This window comes from Synechococcus sp. CBW1002 (genome assembly GCF_015840915.1).
GTDB lineage: Bacteria > Cyanobacteriota > Cyanobacteriia > PCC-6307 > Cyanobiaceae > CBW1002.
This window is the reverse complement of the sequence record NZ_CP060398.1, coordinates 1,303,249-1,317,422: the sequence shown is the minus strand read 5'-3', so window position 1 is coordinate 1,317,422 and position 14,174 is coordinate 1,303,249. Positions and strand designations below refer to the sequence as shown.

Here is a 14,174-nt window from a genome sequence, read left to right as displayed (position 1 = left end):
CCGCTGCACCCCGCCCCGAGCCGATGCCTCCATCGGCGCCGCGCCCAAGCCGGCGCTGGGGTCGGCGGGCGCTGCTGCGCCGCCTCAGCCTGGGAGCGAGCCTCGCCCTTGCTGCCGCCCTGGGGCTGGCCGCCTGCAGGCCCGCCCAACCGCCCGAGCCGGAGATCCAGTTCTGGACCCTGGATCTGGCGCCCCGCTTCAACGACTACATCCGTGGGGTGATCGCCGCCTGGGAACAGCGGAATCCAGGTATGCGAGTGCGCTGGACCGACCTGCCCTGGAGTTCGGTGGAGCGCAAGCTCCTCGCGGCGGTGTTCGCCCGCACCGCGCCGGACGTGGTGAACCTCAATCCGCTCTTCGCCGCCAACCTGGCCAGCAAGGGGGGCCTGCTGCCCCTCGATCCCCTGCTGCCGCCCGATGCGGCCCAGACCTATCTGCCCAAGGTCTGGAAGGCCGGCCAGCTGCCCGGCCCCGACGGCCCGCCCAGCCAGTTCGCCGTGCCCTGGTATCTGACGGCCCGGATCACCCTGGCCAACCGGGATCTGCTCGCCAAGGCCGGCTACAGCCGCCCGCCCCTGCGCTGGCAGGAGGTGCCTGCCTACGCCGAGGCGGTGAAACGCCGCACCGGTCGCTACGCCCTGTTCGTGACCGTGGTGCCGGACGACTCAGCTGAGTTGCTCGAATCCCTGGTGCAGATGGATGTGCGCCTGCTGGACGGACGTCAGCGGGCGGCCTTCAACAGCCCGGAGGGCCGCCGCGCCTTCGCCTTCTGGACCGACCTCTACCGCCGCGGCCTGCTGCCACGGGAGGTGGTGAGCCAGGGCTACCGCCGGGCGATCGAGCTCTACCAGAGCGGGGAGCTGGCCCAGGTGGCCAGCGGCGCCGAGTTCCTGCGCAGCATCCAGACCAACGCCCCCGGCATCGCAGCGGTCACGGCCCCGTTCCCACCACTCACCGGTGCCGGCGGCGAGGCCAATGTGGCGGTGATGAACCTGGCGGTGCCGCGTCAGAGTCGGTTGCCGAAGGAGGCCCTCAGCTTCGCCCTGTTCCTCACGGACGCCACCAACCAGCTGGCCTTCGCCGAGCAGGCGCGGGTGCTGCCCTCGGCAACGGGCGCGCTGGACCAGCTGGAGGCGGCTTTGGCGCAGGAGCGGCCCCAGGGTCGGCCTGACCAGCTGGTGCGGCAGGCCCGCATGCTCTCCGCCGAAACGCTGGGCCAGGCGCGGGTGCTGGTGCCGGCCAGCCCGGGCGTCAAGCGGCTCCAGGCGATCCTCTACACCCAGCTGCAGCGGGCGATGCTGGGGCAGATGGGCAGCGATCAGGCCCTGGCGGCAGCGGAGCAGGAGTGGAACCGCTACGCCGAGGCACGCTGGCCCTGAGACGCCGTCGAATCCCCCCAGGCGAAGTTCCGCAGAAATCCTTAAGCCTCAACCGAATCACCGGGCTGGCCGGCTGGGTTGGCGGCAGAGGGGGAAAGTGAGCAGGTAGGGTTGCGATTCTTCACTTTGATCGTGGCCCATGCCCGTGGAGCTTCAGCCTCAGCAGCGACCGCAGCAGGCTGAAGGCTTGCCTGGGGGGAGTTTCGATCAGGAGATGCCATCGGATCCCAGGGCCACCCTTCTGGTGGTGGACGACGAAGCTGCCGTGCGGCGGGTGCTGGTGATGCGGCTGCAGATCGCCGGCTATCGGGTGGTCTGCGCCGAGGACGGCGAGGAGGCCCTGGCCCTGTTCCACCAGGAGCAGCCCGATCTGGTGGTGCTCGATGTGATGCTGCCCAAGCTGGATGGCTTCGCGGTCTGCCGCCGGCTCCGGGCGGAATCCTGCGTGCCGATCATCTTTCTTTCGGCTCTCGATGCCATCGCCGAGCGGGTCGCCGGTCTCGATCTGGGGGCCGACGATTACCTGCCCAAGCCCTTCAGCCCCAAGGAGCTCGAGGCCCGCATCGCCACGATCCTGCGCCGGGTAGGCCGCGGTTCGGCCGGCAGTGAACCCCGCGATGTGCCGGTGGGCAGCGGTGTGATGCGCCTGGGTGATCTGGTGGTGGACACCAATCGACGCCAGGTGACCCGCGACGGCGAGCGCATTGCCCTCACCTACACCGAATTCAGCCTGCTGGAACTGCTGTTCCGCGAGCCTGGCCGAGTGGTGCCACGGGCCGAGATCCTCGAGCAGCTCTGGGGCTACCCGCCGCGCCGCGCCGCCGATCTGCGCGTTGTGGATGTCTACGTGGCCCGGCTGCGGGGCAAGCTGGAGCCCGATCCGCGCAACCCTGAGCTGATCCTCACCGTGCGGGGCACCGGATACGCCTCCCAGCGGATGGGTGACGCCAGCCTGGCGGCTGCTGGCTGACCCGGAAGATCGAGGCCTCTGAAGACCCAGACCCCGAGAGATCCAGGTCATCGCCTGACCTTCGATCCTGCAGGATGGGGCGCCATCAGATAGTCGTCAGACCCTTGTCGGAGCTGCGCGAGACCCGCCTGGAGAAAGCCCGGACCCTCGCTGCGCTGGGCCAGGGTCCCTATGCCCTGCGTTTCGAGCCCAGCCACAGCACCGCTGAGCTCCAGGCCGCCCATGCCGATCTGCCCAAGGGCGAGGAGCGTGACCTCAGCGTTGCAATCGCAGGTCGGGTGATGACCCGTCGGGTGATGGGCAAGCTCGCCTTCTTCACCCTGGCCGATCAGAGCGGCCCGATCCAGCTCTTCATCGACAAGGCCACCCTGGCCGCCTCCCTGCCGGAGGACCCTGAGGCCTTTGCCCACCTCACGTCCCTGGTCGATGCCGGTGACCTGATCGGTGTGGAGGGCAGCCTGCGCCGCACCGACCGGGGCGAGCTCTCGGTGAAGGTGAAGCGCTGGTCGATGTTGAGCAAGAGTCTGCAGCCGCTGCCGGACAAGTGGCACGGCCTGGCCGATGTGGAGAAGCGCTACCGGCAGCGCTACCTCGATCTGATCGTGTCGCCCCACACCCGCGAGACCTTCCGGCGTCGTGCCCTGGCGGTGAGTGCCATGCGCCGCTGGCTGGATGAGCGGGATTTCCTGGAGATCGAGACACCGGTGCTGCAGAGCCAGCCCGGCGGTGCCGATGCCCGGCCGTTCGAGACCCACCACAACACCCTCGATCTGCCCCTGACCCTGCGCATCGCCACCGAGCTGCACCTCAAACGGCTGGTGGTGGGCGGCTTCGAGCGGGTCTATGAGCTGGGCCGCATCTTCCGTAACGAGGGGGTGAGCACCCGCCACAACCCCGAGTTCACGTCCGTGGAGGTCTACCAGGCCTACGCCGACTACACCGACATGATGGAGCTCACCGAGCAGCTGATCGCCCACGTCTGTCAGCAGGTGTGCGGCACCACCGCGATCACCTACCAGGGCACCGCGATTGATCTGACGCCGCCCTGGCGTCGCGCCACCATGCAGGAATTGGTGCAGGACGCCACCGGGCTCGACTTCACCACCTTCTCCACGCGGCAGCAGGCCGCCGACGCCATGGAAAGCCAGGGTCTCGTGGCGCCGGCCCTGGCCGATTCCGTCGGCCGCCTGCTGGTGGAGGCCTTCGAGCAGCGGGTGGAGGAGAGCCTGATCCAGCCCACCTTCGTGCTCGATTACCCGGTGGAGAATTCACCCCTGGCGCGGGCCCACCGCAGCAAGCCCGGGATGGTGGAGCGGTTTGAGCTGTTCATCGTGGGGCGCGAAACCGCCAACGCCTTCAGCGAACTGATCGACCCGGTGGATCAGCGCCAGCGCCTGGAGGCCCAGCAGGAGCGCAAGGCGGCCGGCGACCTGGAGGCCCAGGGTGTGGATGAGGATTTCCTGCAGGCCCTCGAGGTGGGCATGCCCCCCACCGGCGGTCTTGGTATCGGCATCGACCGGCTGGTGATGCTGCTCACCGACAGCCCCTCGATCCGCGACGTGATCGCCTTTCCGTTGCTGCGGCCGGAGCAGCGGGCGGAGACCCGCCCCGAGCAGGGCGGTGAGGCCTGAGGGGCGCAATGGGATAATCACTTCGGTAGGCAATCTCCCCCAACGGGGGCAGCGATTCCATGAGTGGCGAGCGCGTCGGTTTCCGCTTCCAGCACGCAGATGCGGTCGTGAAGCGCAACCCCCAGGGTCGTTCGCGCCGGGGATGGGTGATGGAGCCGGTGGAGCAGACCACCAGCCGTGGCACCAAGATGCCGGCCTATCGGATCCGCTGGCGCGACAGCGAACGTCCTGAGATCGTGCTGCAGCACATGTTGATCGCCGATCCCGACCCCACCCCGCCGCCCGAGGGCGTCAGCCTGGTGCCCCCTGCTCCCAAGAAGTGAGCCGGGGCCAGATCAGCTCCAGCCCTTGAGCCGGTAGACCAGCAGTCCCAGGTGTTCCTTGAGGCTCTGGCTGGTCAACAGCAGCGCCCCGGCATCGGGAGCCAGATCCAGCATCACACTGGCGGCCGTTGGGCCGCCGTAGTTGTTGCGGCTGGTCAGCTGGAAATCGCAGGCCACCGGAATCACCTCCAGGCCGCTGCGGCGCCGGAAGGTGGCCAGCGAGCGCGGCATATGGGTGGCACTGGTCACCAGCAGGATGCGTGTCCAGCCCCGCTGGCGGCCCAGCTGGCCGATGTCGCGGGCCTCTTCGGCTGTGGTGCGTGACCCCGGGTTGGTGAGGATCGCCGCCGCCGGCGCCCCGAGATCGATCGCCAGCTGGCGGGCGACCTCCGCCTCGGCGGGGGCAGGGTCGCCGCTGGCGAAGTGCACCTTGGCGCCGCTGGTGAGCAGCACCGGCGCCTTGCCCTGCCGCAGCAGCCGCAGGCCGGTGAGCAGCCGGTCGCCCGCCTCGTTCACCTCCACCTGGCGCCGCGGCGCCAGAGCGGGCCTGAGGCCGCTGCCCAGCACCACCACCGCATCGGCGCGGGGGATCACGGCAGGGGTGAGGGCCGCCGCCGGTTCCTCCAGCCCCCAGACCAGCTGACGGCTGGTGTACGGCATCGCCGCGATCCAGAGCAGCAGCACCCCACCGCCCGACAGCCACGGCCCCCAGCGCCGCCGCCGGCCGACCAGGCCGACCAGTTGCAGCACCAGGGCCAGGCCGAGGGGGTAGAGCCCCAGCGGCAGCAGCTTGCTCAGCAGGAATCCCATCAGGCCGGGCGCCTCCTCAGGTGGTATGGCCCTGGCGGCGCTTGAGGGCCTCCAGCTCCTGCCGGGTCTCGAAGGCGGCCCAGGCGGCCTCCAGATTGTCGCCGCCGGACGTTGGCGCTGCGGCTTGGGCCGGCTCCACTGGCGCGCCCGCCGCGGGACTGCCGGTGGTCTGCTGGCGGGGCTGTTGGCTTGGGCGGCTCTGGCGTGCGCGCGCGGTCAGCTCCTCGAGGGCGGCCTCGGTGGCGGCAAAGCTCTGGCCCAGGTCCGCCAGCTCCTGCCAGGCGCGGCGCCCCTGCTCCATCAAGGCCTCGCAGCGGGCGGCGGCCTGTTCGGCCAGCTCGGTGGCGCCGGCAGCGCGGGCCCGCGTGATCCGCTCCTGCCACTGGCGAATCTCACCGGCCAGCCGCAGCAGCTCCTGGCGCCGCTGCTCAGCCTGAGCCTGCAGGCTGCGCCGCCGCTTCTGCAGCTCAAGCTGGCGATCGCGGGCCTCCTGCTCGGCCAGCAGGGCGTCCTGCTCGGGGTTGGCCTGCAGGAAAGCCTCCAGCTGCTGCTCCAGCCGTGCCTCCAGCTCTTCGAACCAGCTGCTAGCCATGCGTCTGGTCTCAGGCCCCGGTGGGTTCGGCAGCGGCGGCCGGGGGTGACTCCCCGGGGGCGCGGGTGATCAAGGGCGCCTCGATTTCCTCCTGCAGCGGCGTGATCGCCGCTTCCCGGGAGCGGAGCAGCAGCTGGGTGAGCCGCGCCACGGCCCCCTCCCCCAGCTCGACGCGGCCGATCCGATCGAAGGCCTGGTGGTAGAGCCCCTCCAGTTCTTCGATCAGCCCTTCGCGCACCTGGCGCATCGCCGCCCGTTGTTCGTCCCGGCTCATGGCTGCTCCTGGAGGCTCATCGCCCCACCGTTGTCTCTGGTTCCGAGTCTGCCTGCACCAGCAGGTGCAGGGACAGGTCGTTGGCCGGATCGCTCCAACGGCGGGTGCCCCGCCAGCCGGCGTCGGCCGCCAGCGCCGCGAACGCCTCAGGCGTGTACTTGTGGCTGTATTCGGTGATCAGCGGCTCCCCGGCAGCGAACGGCCAGCTGGATCCGGCCAGCTGCACCATCTGCTCCCGCCGGCTTACCAGCGCCATGGCGATGCGGCTGTGCTGCGGCTGCCAGCGGGCCTGGTACCGGAACTGGGTGGGGTCGAAGCTGCCCTGCAGATCCCGATTGAGCCGGGCCAGCAAGTTGAAGGCGAAGGCGGCCGAGACCCCCGCCGCGTCGTCGTAGGCGGCCTCCAGCCGCTGCGGTGCCTTGGGCTGATCGATGCCGATCAGCAGGCGACCGCTCGGGCCCAGCAGCCGGGCGAACTGGCGCAGCAGGGCGCGGGCCTCCTCCGGATCGAAGTTGCCCAGGGAGCTGCCCGGGTAGAAGCCCAGCAGCGGCTGACCTTCCAGCAGGGGATGGGCGGGCAGCTGCTCCAGCTGGCTGTAGTCGCAGCAGATGCCCAGCACCGGCACGGGCGGATGGCGCCGTTGCAGGGCGTCGCAGGCGTCGGCCAGGTGGTCGGCGCTGATGTCGAGGGCCACGTAGGCGGCCGGCCGCAGGGCGTTCAGCAACGGACCCACCTTGCGGGCGTTACCGGCGCCGAATTCCACCAGCACGCCGGCGCCCAGGGCCGCCGCCAGCTGCGGCGCCATGTCTTCCAGAAGGGCTGTCTCGGTGCGGGTGAGGCTGTATTCCGGCTGGGCGCCGATCGCCTCGAACAGCCGCGAACCCTCGGCGTCGTAGAGCAGCCAGGCGGGCAGCTGCCGCGGCTTGCGGGCCATGCCCTGGCGCACCAGGCGGGCCATGTCGGCCGGCTGCGGATGGAGGTCGATGAAGCGGCGGCTGCAGTCCGGCTGACGCTGCTCGAGGTGGGCCCTCATGCCGCCTCCCCGGCCCGCATGGCGCCATCGCGGGCCAGCCGCAGTCCGGCCGCCATCCAGCGACTGGCGGGTGGGTAGAAGTTGCGGTAGGTGAGCCGCTGGTGATCCGGTGGCGTCAGGAAACCGCTGCCGCGCAACACCATCTGGGAGCTCATGAATTTGCCGTTGTATTCGCCCACGGCGCCGGCCGCGGGCTGGAAGCCCGGGTACGGCCGGTAGGGACTGGCGGTCCACTGCCAGAGCAGGCCGAAAGCCTGGGGCAGGCGGCCGCTGGCGGCCGCCACTTCCCACTCGGCTTCGCTGGGCAGCCGCGCCCCGGCCCAGCGGGCGTAGGCATCGGCCTCAAACCAGCTGAGGTGCCGCACCGGGGCCTGGGGATCCCGCGGCTGCCGGCCCGCCAGGGTGAATTCGTCGTCGCCGCGCCAGTAGCGGGGAGCCCGCCAGCCGCGGTCGCGGGCCACCGCCCAGCCTTCGCTCATCCACCACTCGGGCTGCTCGTAACCCCCAGCGGCGATGAAGGCGGCCATCTCGGCGTTGGTCACAAGCCGCTCGGCGATCTGGAAGCCCTCCAACCAGACGCGGTGACGGGGGCCCTCGTTATCGAAGGCGAAACCGCCGGGCGAACCCTCGGGGCCGCCGCTGCCCGGCAGGTGGCCGATCGCCACCAGGCCCTCAGCGAAGCTCAGCCAGCCAGCCAGTCCACTGCCGCCGCCTGCAGCGGCGCCTTCGTGGCCAGGGCCGTCGTGCGCGCGCGCCAGGGCGCGGAAGCGGCCTTCGGGGTCGTCGTGCCAGGCGGGCACGGCCACCGCGCTGTTGTCGAGGCCATCGCTGATCAGTGCAGCGGCTGTCTTGGGCCGGTCACGGCCACCAGTGCCGCGGTAGGCCGGCTCCAGGGGATTGCGGCTGAACCCATCGAGCAGGTCCATCAGCAGCAGCTCCTGATGCTGCTGCTCGTGTTGCAACCCCAGTTCGAGCAGCGCCAGCTTGGGGCGCGCCCGTTCCTCGGGCCAGACCTCCATTCGGTCGAGCAGGAGCTCGAGGGCCTGATCCACCTGCTGCCGCCAGGCCAGCACCGCGTCGATCGGTGGTCGGCTGAGCAGACCCCGCTGCGGCCGCGGATGGCGCGCTCCCACGGCGTCGTAGTAGCTGTTGAACAGATAACGCCACAGCTCCGGAGCCGGTGCGCCGCTGGTCTGTGCCGGCCGCAGCAGGAATTCCTCGAAGAACCAGGTGGTGTGGCCCAGGTGCCACTTGGGCGGACTGGCGTCGGCCATGCCCTGCAGGCAGAGGTCTTCCGGTTCCAACGGAGCGATCAGGCGCTCGCTGATCTGGCGCACCTGCCGCAGCCGCTGCCGCAGGGTCACCAGCGATGGCCGTCCACTCGCCGTGCCCGTCCGGGGAACCATCACTGCCGTGCCCTCTGGGCTGACCCTAGGGAGTTGCCTACGATCCGCCCACAGCAACGTTGTTCGAGAAGGCCAGCGCGATGGGCGGTACGACTGAGGGGTTTGTCGGCGCAGTCGGCCACACCCCCCTGATCCGCCTGGCGGCCCTGAGCGCCCTCACCGGTTGCGACATCCTCGGCAAGGCCGAGTTCATGAACCCCGGCGGCTCCGTCAAGGATCGGGCCGCCCTCGGCATCCTGCTGGAAGCGGAGGAGCAGGGGCTGTTGCAGCCCGGCGGCACAGTGGTGGAGGGCACGGCGGGCAACACCGGCATCGGTCTGACCCACCTCTGCAATGCCCGCGGTTACAGGGCCCTGATCGTGATTCCGGACACCCAGTCGGCCGAGAAGATCGGCCTGCTGCGCAGCCTCGGCGCCGAAGTGCGCACCGTGCCGGCGGTGCCCTACCGCGACCCGAACAACTACGTGAGACTCTCGGGCCGCATCGCCGCCGAAACCCCCGGAGCCGTCTGGGCCAACCAGTTCGACAATCTGGCCAATCGCCGCGCCCACTACAACAGCACCGCTCCGGAAATCTGGGAGCAGACCGAAGGTCGGGTGGATGCCTGGGTGGCCGCCACCGGCACGGGGGGCACCTACGCCGGCGTGGCCCTGTATCTCAAGGAGAAGAATCCGGCGGTGCGCTGCGTGCTGGCCGATCCCCACGGCAGCGCCCTCTACAGCTGGGCCAGGACCGGCGCACTGCAGGCCGAGGGCCGCTCGATCACCGAGGGCATCGGCAACAGCCGCGTCACCGCCAACCTGGAAGGGGCGCCGATCGATGACGCCGTGCGCATCGACGATCAGGCTGCCCTCGACACGATCTACCAGCTGCTCTGGCAGGAGGGTCTGTTTCTGGGCGGCTCGGTGGGCATCAACGTGGCCGCGGCCGTGGAAACGGCCCGCCGCCTCGGGCCTGGCCATCGCATCGTGACCGTGCTGTGCGATAGCGGTGACCGCTACCGTTCGCGGCTCTACGACCGCGCTTGGCTGGAGAGCCGCGGTCTGCATCAGCCCGACCGCGACGGCGCTCAATCCCCGTCCTGATGGCGACCCCTTCCGATCCCAGCCCCGCCGAGGCGCCTGCTCCGCCGGAGGTTGGCCATCTGATCGGCGAGCGCTACCAGCTGGAGCAGTGCCTCAGTGCCCCCAGCGATGACGCCGCCCCGGTTCAGGGGCGGTTATGGCGGGCCAGTGACCAGCTGGCTGGCGGGGCCTTGATGGCCCTGCGCCAGCTGGGTCCTGCGGCGGATCAGGAGGGTGCTCGGCGCCGCTGGAGCCAGCTGCAGACGGTGCTCCATCCGCAGGTGCCGCGTTTCGGTGGCGCGATCACCGCTGGCGATGACCTCTGGCTGGTGCGGGAGTGGCAGGACGGGCGCACCTACCAGGAGCTGCTCGAGGCCCGCGCCGAGCGCCAGCTTGTGTTCGGCGGGGGGGAGCTGCTACTGCTGCTTCGCCAGCTGCTGCCGGTGCTGGTGGCCCTGCACAGCCAGGAGCTGGTCCACGGCGATCTCTGTCCGGCCAATCTGCTGCGCCGCGATCGGGATGGCCAGCCGGTGCTGCTGGATTTCGGCCTGGTGGGCGGCGGCGTCGTGGCCACAGCGGGCTATGCGCCCCCGGAGCTGGCCCAGGGCGGCGCAGCTCAGCCCTGGATGGATCTGCATGCCCTCGGCGTCACGGCCCTGGTGCTGCTGAGCGGCGAGCCGCCGGCCTCCCTGCTCGATCCGGTCAGCCTGGAATGGCGCTGGCCGGCGACCCTCGACGCCGAACCAGAGCTGCGCCTCCAGCTGGAGCGACTGCTGCAGCGGGATCCGGCCAGCCGGTTCGCCAGCGCCGCCCAGGCTCTGGCCGCACTGCAGGCTCTCCCCATGCCGGACAGCACCGGCCCGGTGCCCCGCGCGGATCGCACGCTGGTGCTGGTGGCGCCTGCACCGTCACCGCTGCCTGGCCCCGTCGCGCCGGAACTGCCCCTTGTCGGCCTGGCCGAGAGCCAGCCGCTGCCCGCCATGGGGGCGGCGGCCCCGCGGCGCAGCCGCCAGGAGGCCAAGGAGGAGGAGGCCGAGAACGGCGTCTGGCCGGTGGTGCTGGCCCTGGTGTTCTCGGCCATCGTGGGCACGGCCGGCGGTTGGTGGTGGCTGAGCCGCGGCCGCACGGCCGCCCCCAGGATCCCGGAGGCGAGTCTGGCCGCCGGCGAGAGCCTGCCCCCCGAGGAGGTGGACCAACGTCAGCAGCTGCTCAATCGGTTGCGGGCCATGCAGGTGGATCGGCCCTGGTTCCTGCGGCTCGTGGATGCCAGCCTGCTGGCCCAGTTCCCGGAGCGGCGCGGACGGCTTCCCAGCGATTCCAGCGAAGACGCGCCGCTGCGCAAGGTGTGGAACGAACTAGCCGAAGAATGGCTGGCACGGGTAGAGCAGTTGCCACTGGCGGTGCGTCGCCGCCTCGGCACCTACAGCCAGGCCGACTGGGAGCAGCGGCAGCAGGCTCTGGTGGGGCAGGGCCTCAGTTCCGCCGTGCTGCGCCAGCTCGTCTCCGGCAGCGCCCAGAACCTGCTGCCCGGTCGCATCGGCACCGAGATTCCGCCGGAGCCCTTCCGCCAGCTCTGGTACGCCGCTGCGGAGCAGGGCCTGGCCGGCATGCGGATCGAGCCGATCAAGACCCGATCCCAGGACGTTCAGGCCCTCTCGGCCGATGTGGACGCCGGTGGTGCCCGTCTGTTTCCGATCCAGCTCCCCGCCAACCACCGCCTGGTGCTGGGCGTGAACGGCTCACCCCTGATGCAGATGACCGTATTCGCCGCCGATGGCAGTGTGCTCGAGGCCAGTGGTCCTTTGCGCGTGGTGAGTCTGCCGGCGCAGGCCCGCTCGCCCGTGCAGTTGCTGGTCACGAACGAGGGGCTGGCGCCGGCCCAGATCACCCTGTCGCTGCGAGCTGATCCGCCACCCCCCCAGGAGCCGGAACCAGAGCCCCAGAACGCCGTTCCCGAGGCCGAGCCACCCGAGACACGCATCCCTGGCGCGCCTCAGGAGCAGAGCTCCACCCCATCCCCGACACCCGGCTCTGCGGCCCCCATCCGTCCCAAGGTTCCATCCACAGCCCCGATCCAGCCACCACCGCCGCCCACCGACACCCCCTGAGCCCAGGGGCTGGTGCTGATCAGAGGCGGGCGATGGCCGCCCGGGCCTCTTTGGCCTCCTGCTTGCTCTTCTCTTCGTGGCGCTTGTCGTGCAGCTTGCGGCCCTTGCCGAGGCCGAGGGTCACCTTGATCCATGAGCCCTTCAGATGCAAATTAAGAGGGATCAGGGTGAGGCCCTTCTGGTCGAGGGCACTGCGCAGCTTGTCGATTTCGCGCCGGTGGGCCAGCAGCCGCCGCACCCGCAACGGTTCGTGGTTGAAGTAGCGGCCGGCGTGGCTATGGGGCGAGATGTGGACGTTGTGCAGCTGGATCTCGCCGCTGCGGATCAGGCAGAAGCCATCGCGCAGATTCGCCTGGCCCGCCCGCACCGATTTCACCTCGGTGCCCAGCAGCTCGATGCCGCATTCGAGGGTTTCGAGGATCTCGTACTGATGCCGGGCAAAGCGGTTGTCGGCCAGCAGCCGGTTGGCGGCATCGCGCCGTGCCTTGGCGGCTTTCTTTCCTCCGCCCTTCGCCATCTCCCTGCCGCCTGTCCGTTGGGTATCGCCTGCCCCCCGACCCTAGGCAGCGGCCGGTACCCTCCAACCATGGCGATCGTCTCCTCCGGCGCAGGTGCGGCTCCCCGCCGGGGCAGTGTCGCCGCCCGGCTGGTCGATCCAGCCGCCCCCGACACGGGTGAACAGACCGCTCCAGTGCTGCGGGAAGACGGGCTGCGGCCGAAACGCCTGGTCGATTACATCGGCCAGCATGAGCTCAAGCAGGTGCTCGGCATCGCGGTGGAGGCCACCCGCAGCCGCAAGGAGGCCCTCGATCACGTGCTGCTGCATGGCCCGCCGGGCCTGGGCAAGACCACCATGGCCCTGGTGCTGGCCGAGGAACTGGGCGTGCGCTGCCGGATCACCAGCGCCCCTGCCCTGGAGCGCCCGCGCGACATCGTGGGGCTGCTGGTCAACCTTCAGCCCCACGATCTGCTGTTCATCGACGAAATCCACCGGCTCAACCGGGTGGCGGAGGAAATCCTCTACCCGGCGATGGAAGACTTCCGCCTGGATCTCACCGTGGGCAAGGGCGCCACGGCCCGCACCCGCAGCCTGCCGGTGGCGCCGTTCACCCTGGTGGGGGCCACCACCAGGGCCGGTGCCCTGAGTTCCCCCCTGCGGGACCGTTTCGGCCTGATCCAGCGGCTCGAGTTCTACGACCTGCCCGATCTGCAGGCGATCGTGCAGCGGGCGGCGGGGCTGCTGGCGATCGCGCTGGAGCCGGAAGCCGCGCTCGAGGTGGCGCGTCGCTGCAGGGGCACGCCCCGCATCGCCAACCGGCTGCTGCGCCGTGTGCGCGACGTGGCGGAGGTGGCGGGTCATGGCCGCATCGACGCGACCCTGGTGGATCAGGCTCTGCGGCTGCATCGGGTCGATGGGCGCGGTCTTGATGCCTGCGACCGGCGCCTGCTCGGCCTGCTGCTGGAGGGGTATGGAGGCGGGCCGGTGGGGCTCGACACCCTGGCGGCGGGCCTCGGTGAAGACCCCACCACCCTGGAAGCGGTGGTGGAGCCCTACCTGCTGCAGCTGGGTTTTCTGCAGCGCACCCCACGGGGTCGGGTGGTGACCGAGGCGGGTCGTGCCCATCTCGCCGCGGCCGGCTCTGGCCCTGGCGCGGCCCAGCTCGGCGCGGAGGGGCCGCGATGACTGACGCCACTGTGGCCACCGACGCCACGGACACCACCGACTCCGCCATGCCGTCACCGGCGACCCCGGGCGGGGCTGGGCGTCATCTGGCCGCGGCTCTGCTGATCCTGGCGGTGGCGCTGGCCCTGATCCTGCTGCTACCCCTGCCGGCCCTCGCTGCCGCTCCGATCTCAGCCAGGCCTGGCGTGAGCCTGCCCGAGCAGTTCGAGCAGGCCCTGGCCGCCAGCCGCGACGGCCGCTTCAGCGAAGCCCTGATTCTCTGGGATGGTGTGCTGGAACAGGACCCCAGCCAGGCCGCGGCCTGGAGCAACCGCGGCAATGTGCGGCTGGCCCTGGGCGACCCCGAGGGCGCCATCGAAGACCAGGGCCGCGCCATGGCGCTCGATCCGCTCAACCCCGATCCCCACCTCAACCGGGGAACGGCCGAGGAGGCACTGCAGCGCTGGCAGGCCGCCGCCGCCGACTACACCTGGATCCTGGAGCGGGATCCCGCTGACGCCTCGGCGCTCTACAACCTCGGCAACGTGCGCGGCTCCCAGGGCGACTGGACCGAGGCGCGACGCTGCTATGACGCGGCTGACCTGGCCCGTCCCGGTTTCGCCATGGCTCGCTCCAGTGCTGCCCTGGCCGCTTTCCAGCTGGGGGATCTCGAGGCCGCCGAACGCCAGTTCCGCCAGCTGATCCGCCGTTACCCCCTGTTCGCCGATGCCCGCGCCGGTCTCACCGCCCTGCTCTGGCGGCAGGGGGCTCAGGGGGAAGCCGAGAGCAACTGGGCGGCGGCCTCCGGTCTCGATCCGCGCTATCGCCAGGAAGAATGGCTGTTGCGGATACGGCGCTGGCCACCCGTGCCCGTGCAGGCTCTGGCCCAGTTCCTGGCTCTGGCCTCCTGACAATCCCCTC

14 protein-coding genes are annotated in these 14,174 nt (G+C 70.7%); 8 read left to right on the top strand and 6 right to left on the bottom strand.

All coding sequences use genetic code 11. The features are described 5' to 3' along the window. The first annotated feature begins 23 nt into the window (after positions 1 to 23). The 4 genes from H8F24_RS06275 (at position 24) to H8F24_RS06260 (ending at position 4,303) form a co-directional block, all read left to right on the top strand. On the top strand, positions 24 to 1,379 hold the full coding sequence (locus H8F24_RS06275) for an extracellular solute-binding protein (RefSeq protein ID WP_197172058.1): 1,356 nt from the start codon (positions 24 to 26) through the stop codon (positions 1,377 to 1,379). Between the two features lie 214 nt (positions 1,380 to 1,593). Beyond that, the gene (gene rpaB, locus H8F24_RS06270; RefSeq protein WP_197158961.1) at positions 1,594 to 2,349 is read left to right on the top strand and encodes a response regulator transcription factor RpaB; all 756 of its coding nucleotides are present in this window, start codon (positions 1,594 to 1,596) and stop codon (positions 2,347 to 2,349) included. A gap of 104 nt (positions 2,350 to 2,453) precedes the next feature. Then, on the top strand, positions 2,454 to 3,980 hold the full coding sequence (lysS, locus tag H8F24_RS06265; protein ID WP_197157618.1) for a lysine--tRNA ligase: 1,527 nt from the start codon (positions 2,454 to 2,456) through the stop codon (positions 3,978 to 3,980). Between the two features lie 59 nt (positions 3,981 to 4,039). Continuing rightward, positions 4,040 to 4,303, top strand: a complete 264-nt coding sequence (locus H8F24_RS06260; RefSeq protein ID WP_035832975.1) for a hypothetical protein — start codon at positions 4,040 to 4,042, stop codon at positions 4,301 to 4,303. Between the two features lie 12 nt (positions 4,304 to 4,315). Here the strand turns inward: H8F24_RS06260 and H8F24_RS06255 are convergent, their stop codons facing one another. Genes H8F24_RS06255 through H8F24_RS06235 form a run of 5 tightly spaced genes read right to left on the bottom strand, consistent with a single transcriptional unit; the run spans position 4,316 to position 8,418 of the window. Next, positions 4,316 to 5,113 (bottom strand): YdcF family protein, encoded by a 798-nt coding sequence (locus H8F24_RS06255; RefSeq protein ID WP_197171451.1) that lies wholly within the window; start codon positions 5,111 to 5,113, stop codon positions 4,316 to 4,318. Between the two features lie 16 nt (positions 5,114 to 5,129). After that, on the bottom strand, positions 5,130 to 5,705 hold the full coding sequence (locus H8F24_RS06250; RefSeq protein ID WP_197171449.1) for a hercynine metabolism protein: 576 nt from the start codon (positions 5,703 to 5,705) through the stop codon (positions 5,130 to 5,132). Between the two features lie 10 nt (positions 5,706 to 5,715). Beyond that, a complete protein-coding gene (locus H8F24_RS06245) occupies positions 5,716 to 5,979 on the bottom strand; it encodes a hercynine metabolism small protein (protein WP_197171448.1) in 264 nt (87 codons plus the stop codon). A 16-nt stretch (positions 5,980 to 5,995) separates the two neighbouring features. Then, positions 5,996 to 7,012, bottom strand: a complete 1,017-nt coding sequence (egtD, locus tag H8F24_RS06240; RefSeq protein ID WP_197171446.1) for an L-histidine N(alpha)-methyltransferase — start codon at positions 7,010 to 7,012, stop codon at positions 5,996 to 5,998. Beyond that, positions 7,009 to 8,418 (bottom strand): ergothioneine biosynthesis protein EgtB, encoded by a 1,410-nt coding sequence (locus tag H8F24_RS06235; RefSeq protein ID WP_197171445.1) that lies wholly within the window; start codon positions 8,416 to 8,418, stop codon positions 7,009 to 7,011. Before H8F24_RS06235 ends, egtD begins: the two co-directional genes overlap by 4 nt. A gap of 80 nt (positions 8,419 to 8,498) precedes the next feature. Here H8F24_RS06235 and H8F24_RS06230 point away from each other — a divergent pair, with 80 nt between their 5' ends. Further along, positions 8,499 to 9,503, top strand: coding sequence for a cysteine synthase A (locus tag H8F24_RS06230; protein ID WP_197157630.1), 1,005 nt, complete (start codon positions 8,499 to 8,501; stop codon positions 9,501 to 9,503). Beyond that, positions 9,503 to 11,590 carry a phosphotransferase gene (locus H8F24_RS06225; RefSeq protein WP_197171443.1) on the top strand — a complete coding sequence of 696 codons (2,088 nt, stop codon included), beginning with the start codon at positions 9,503 to 9,505 and terminating at the stop codon, positions 11,588 to 11,590. The genes H8F24_RS06230 and H8F24_RS06225 overlap by 1 nt, the downstream gene beginning before the upstream one ends. Before the next feature lie 19 nt (positions 11,591 to 11,609). On the opposite strand, the gene smpB is transcribed toward H8F24_RS06225, so the two are convergent. Then, positions 11,610 to 12,107 (bottom strand): SsrA-binding protein SmpB, encoded by a 498-nt coding sequence (smpB, locus tag H8F24_RS06220; protein WP_197157634.1) that lies wholly within the window; start codon positions 12,105 to 12,107, stop codon positions 11,610 to 11,612. Positions 12,108 to 12,176: 69 nt separating this feature from the next. Here smpB and ruvB point away from each other — a divergent pair, with 69 nt between their 5' ends. Both ruvB and H8F24_RS06210 read left to right on the top strand, forming a co-directional pair. Further along, positions 12,177 to 13,274: a Holliday junction branch migration DNA helicase RuvB gene (gene ruvB, locus H8F24_RS06215; protein WP_197171441.1), complete on the top strand. Its 1,098-nt coding sequence runs from the start codon at positions 12,177 to 12,179 to the stop codon at positions 13,272 to 13,274. A 47-nt stretch (positions 13,275 to 13,321) separates the two neighbouring features. Further along, positions 13,322 to 14,164 (top strand): tetratricopeptide repeat protein, encoded by an 843-nt coding sequence (locus H8F24_RS06210; RefSeq protein ID WP_197172056.1) that lies wholly within the window; start codon positions 13,322 to 13,324, stop codon positions 14,162 to 14,164. Positions 14,165 to 14,174 lie beyond the last annotated feature (10 nt).

Coding starts and splice junctions, on each gene's coding strand:
- smpB (WP_197157634.1), bottom strand. CDS start 12,107: ATGGCGAAGGGCGGAGGAAAGAAAGCCGCCAAGGCACGGCGCGATGCC.
- H8F24_RS06275 (WP_197172058.1), top strand. CDS start 24: ATGCCTCCATCGGCGCCGCGCCCAAGCCGGCGCTGGGGTCGGCGGGCG.
- H8F24_RS06230 (WP_197157630.1), top strand. CDS start 8,499: ATGGGCGGTACGACTGAGGGGTTTGTCGGCGCAGTCGGCCACACCCCC.
- egtD (WP_197171446.1), bottom strand. CDS start 7,012: ATGAGGGCCCACCTCGAGCAGCGTCAGCCGGACTGCAGCCGCCGCTTC.
- rpaB (WP_197158961.1), top strand. CDS start 1,594: ATGCCATCGGATCCCAGGGCCACCCTTCTGGTGGTGGACGACGAAGCT.
- ruvB (WP_197171441.1), top strand. CDS start 12,177: ATGGCGATCGTCTCCTCCGGCGCAGGTGCGGCTCCCCGCCGGGGCAGT.
- H8F24_RS06210 (WP_197172056.1), top strand. CDS start 13,322: ATGCCGTCACCGGCGACCCCGGGCGGGGCTGGGCGTCATCTGGCCGCG.
- H8F24_RS06260 (WP_035832975.1), top strand. CDS start 4,040: ATGAGTGGCGAGCGCGTCGGTTTCCGCTTCCAGCACGCAGATGCGGTC.
- H8F24_RS06250 (WP_197171449.1), bottom strand. CDS start 5,705: ATGGCTAGCAGCTGGTTCGAAGAGCTGGAGGCACGGCTGGAGCAGCAG.
- H8F24_RS06245 (WP_197171448.1), bottom strand. CDS start 5,979: ATGAGCCGGGACGAACAACGGGCGGCGATGCGCCAGGTGCGCGAAGGG.
- H8F24_RS06225 (WP_197171443.1), top strand. CDS start 9,503: ATGGCGACCCCTTCCGATCCCAGCCCCGCCGAGGCGCCTGCTCCGCCG.
- H8F24_RS06255 (WP_197171451.1), bottom strand. CDS start 5,113: ATGGGATTCCTGCTGAGCAAGCTGCTGCCGCTGGGGCTCTACCCCCTC.
- H8F24_RS06235 (WP_197171445.1), bottom strand. CDS start 8,418: ATGGTTCCCCGGACGGGCACGGCGAGTGGACGGCCATCGCTGGTGACC.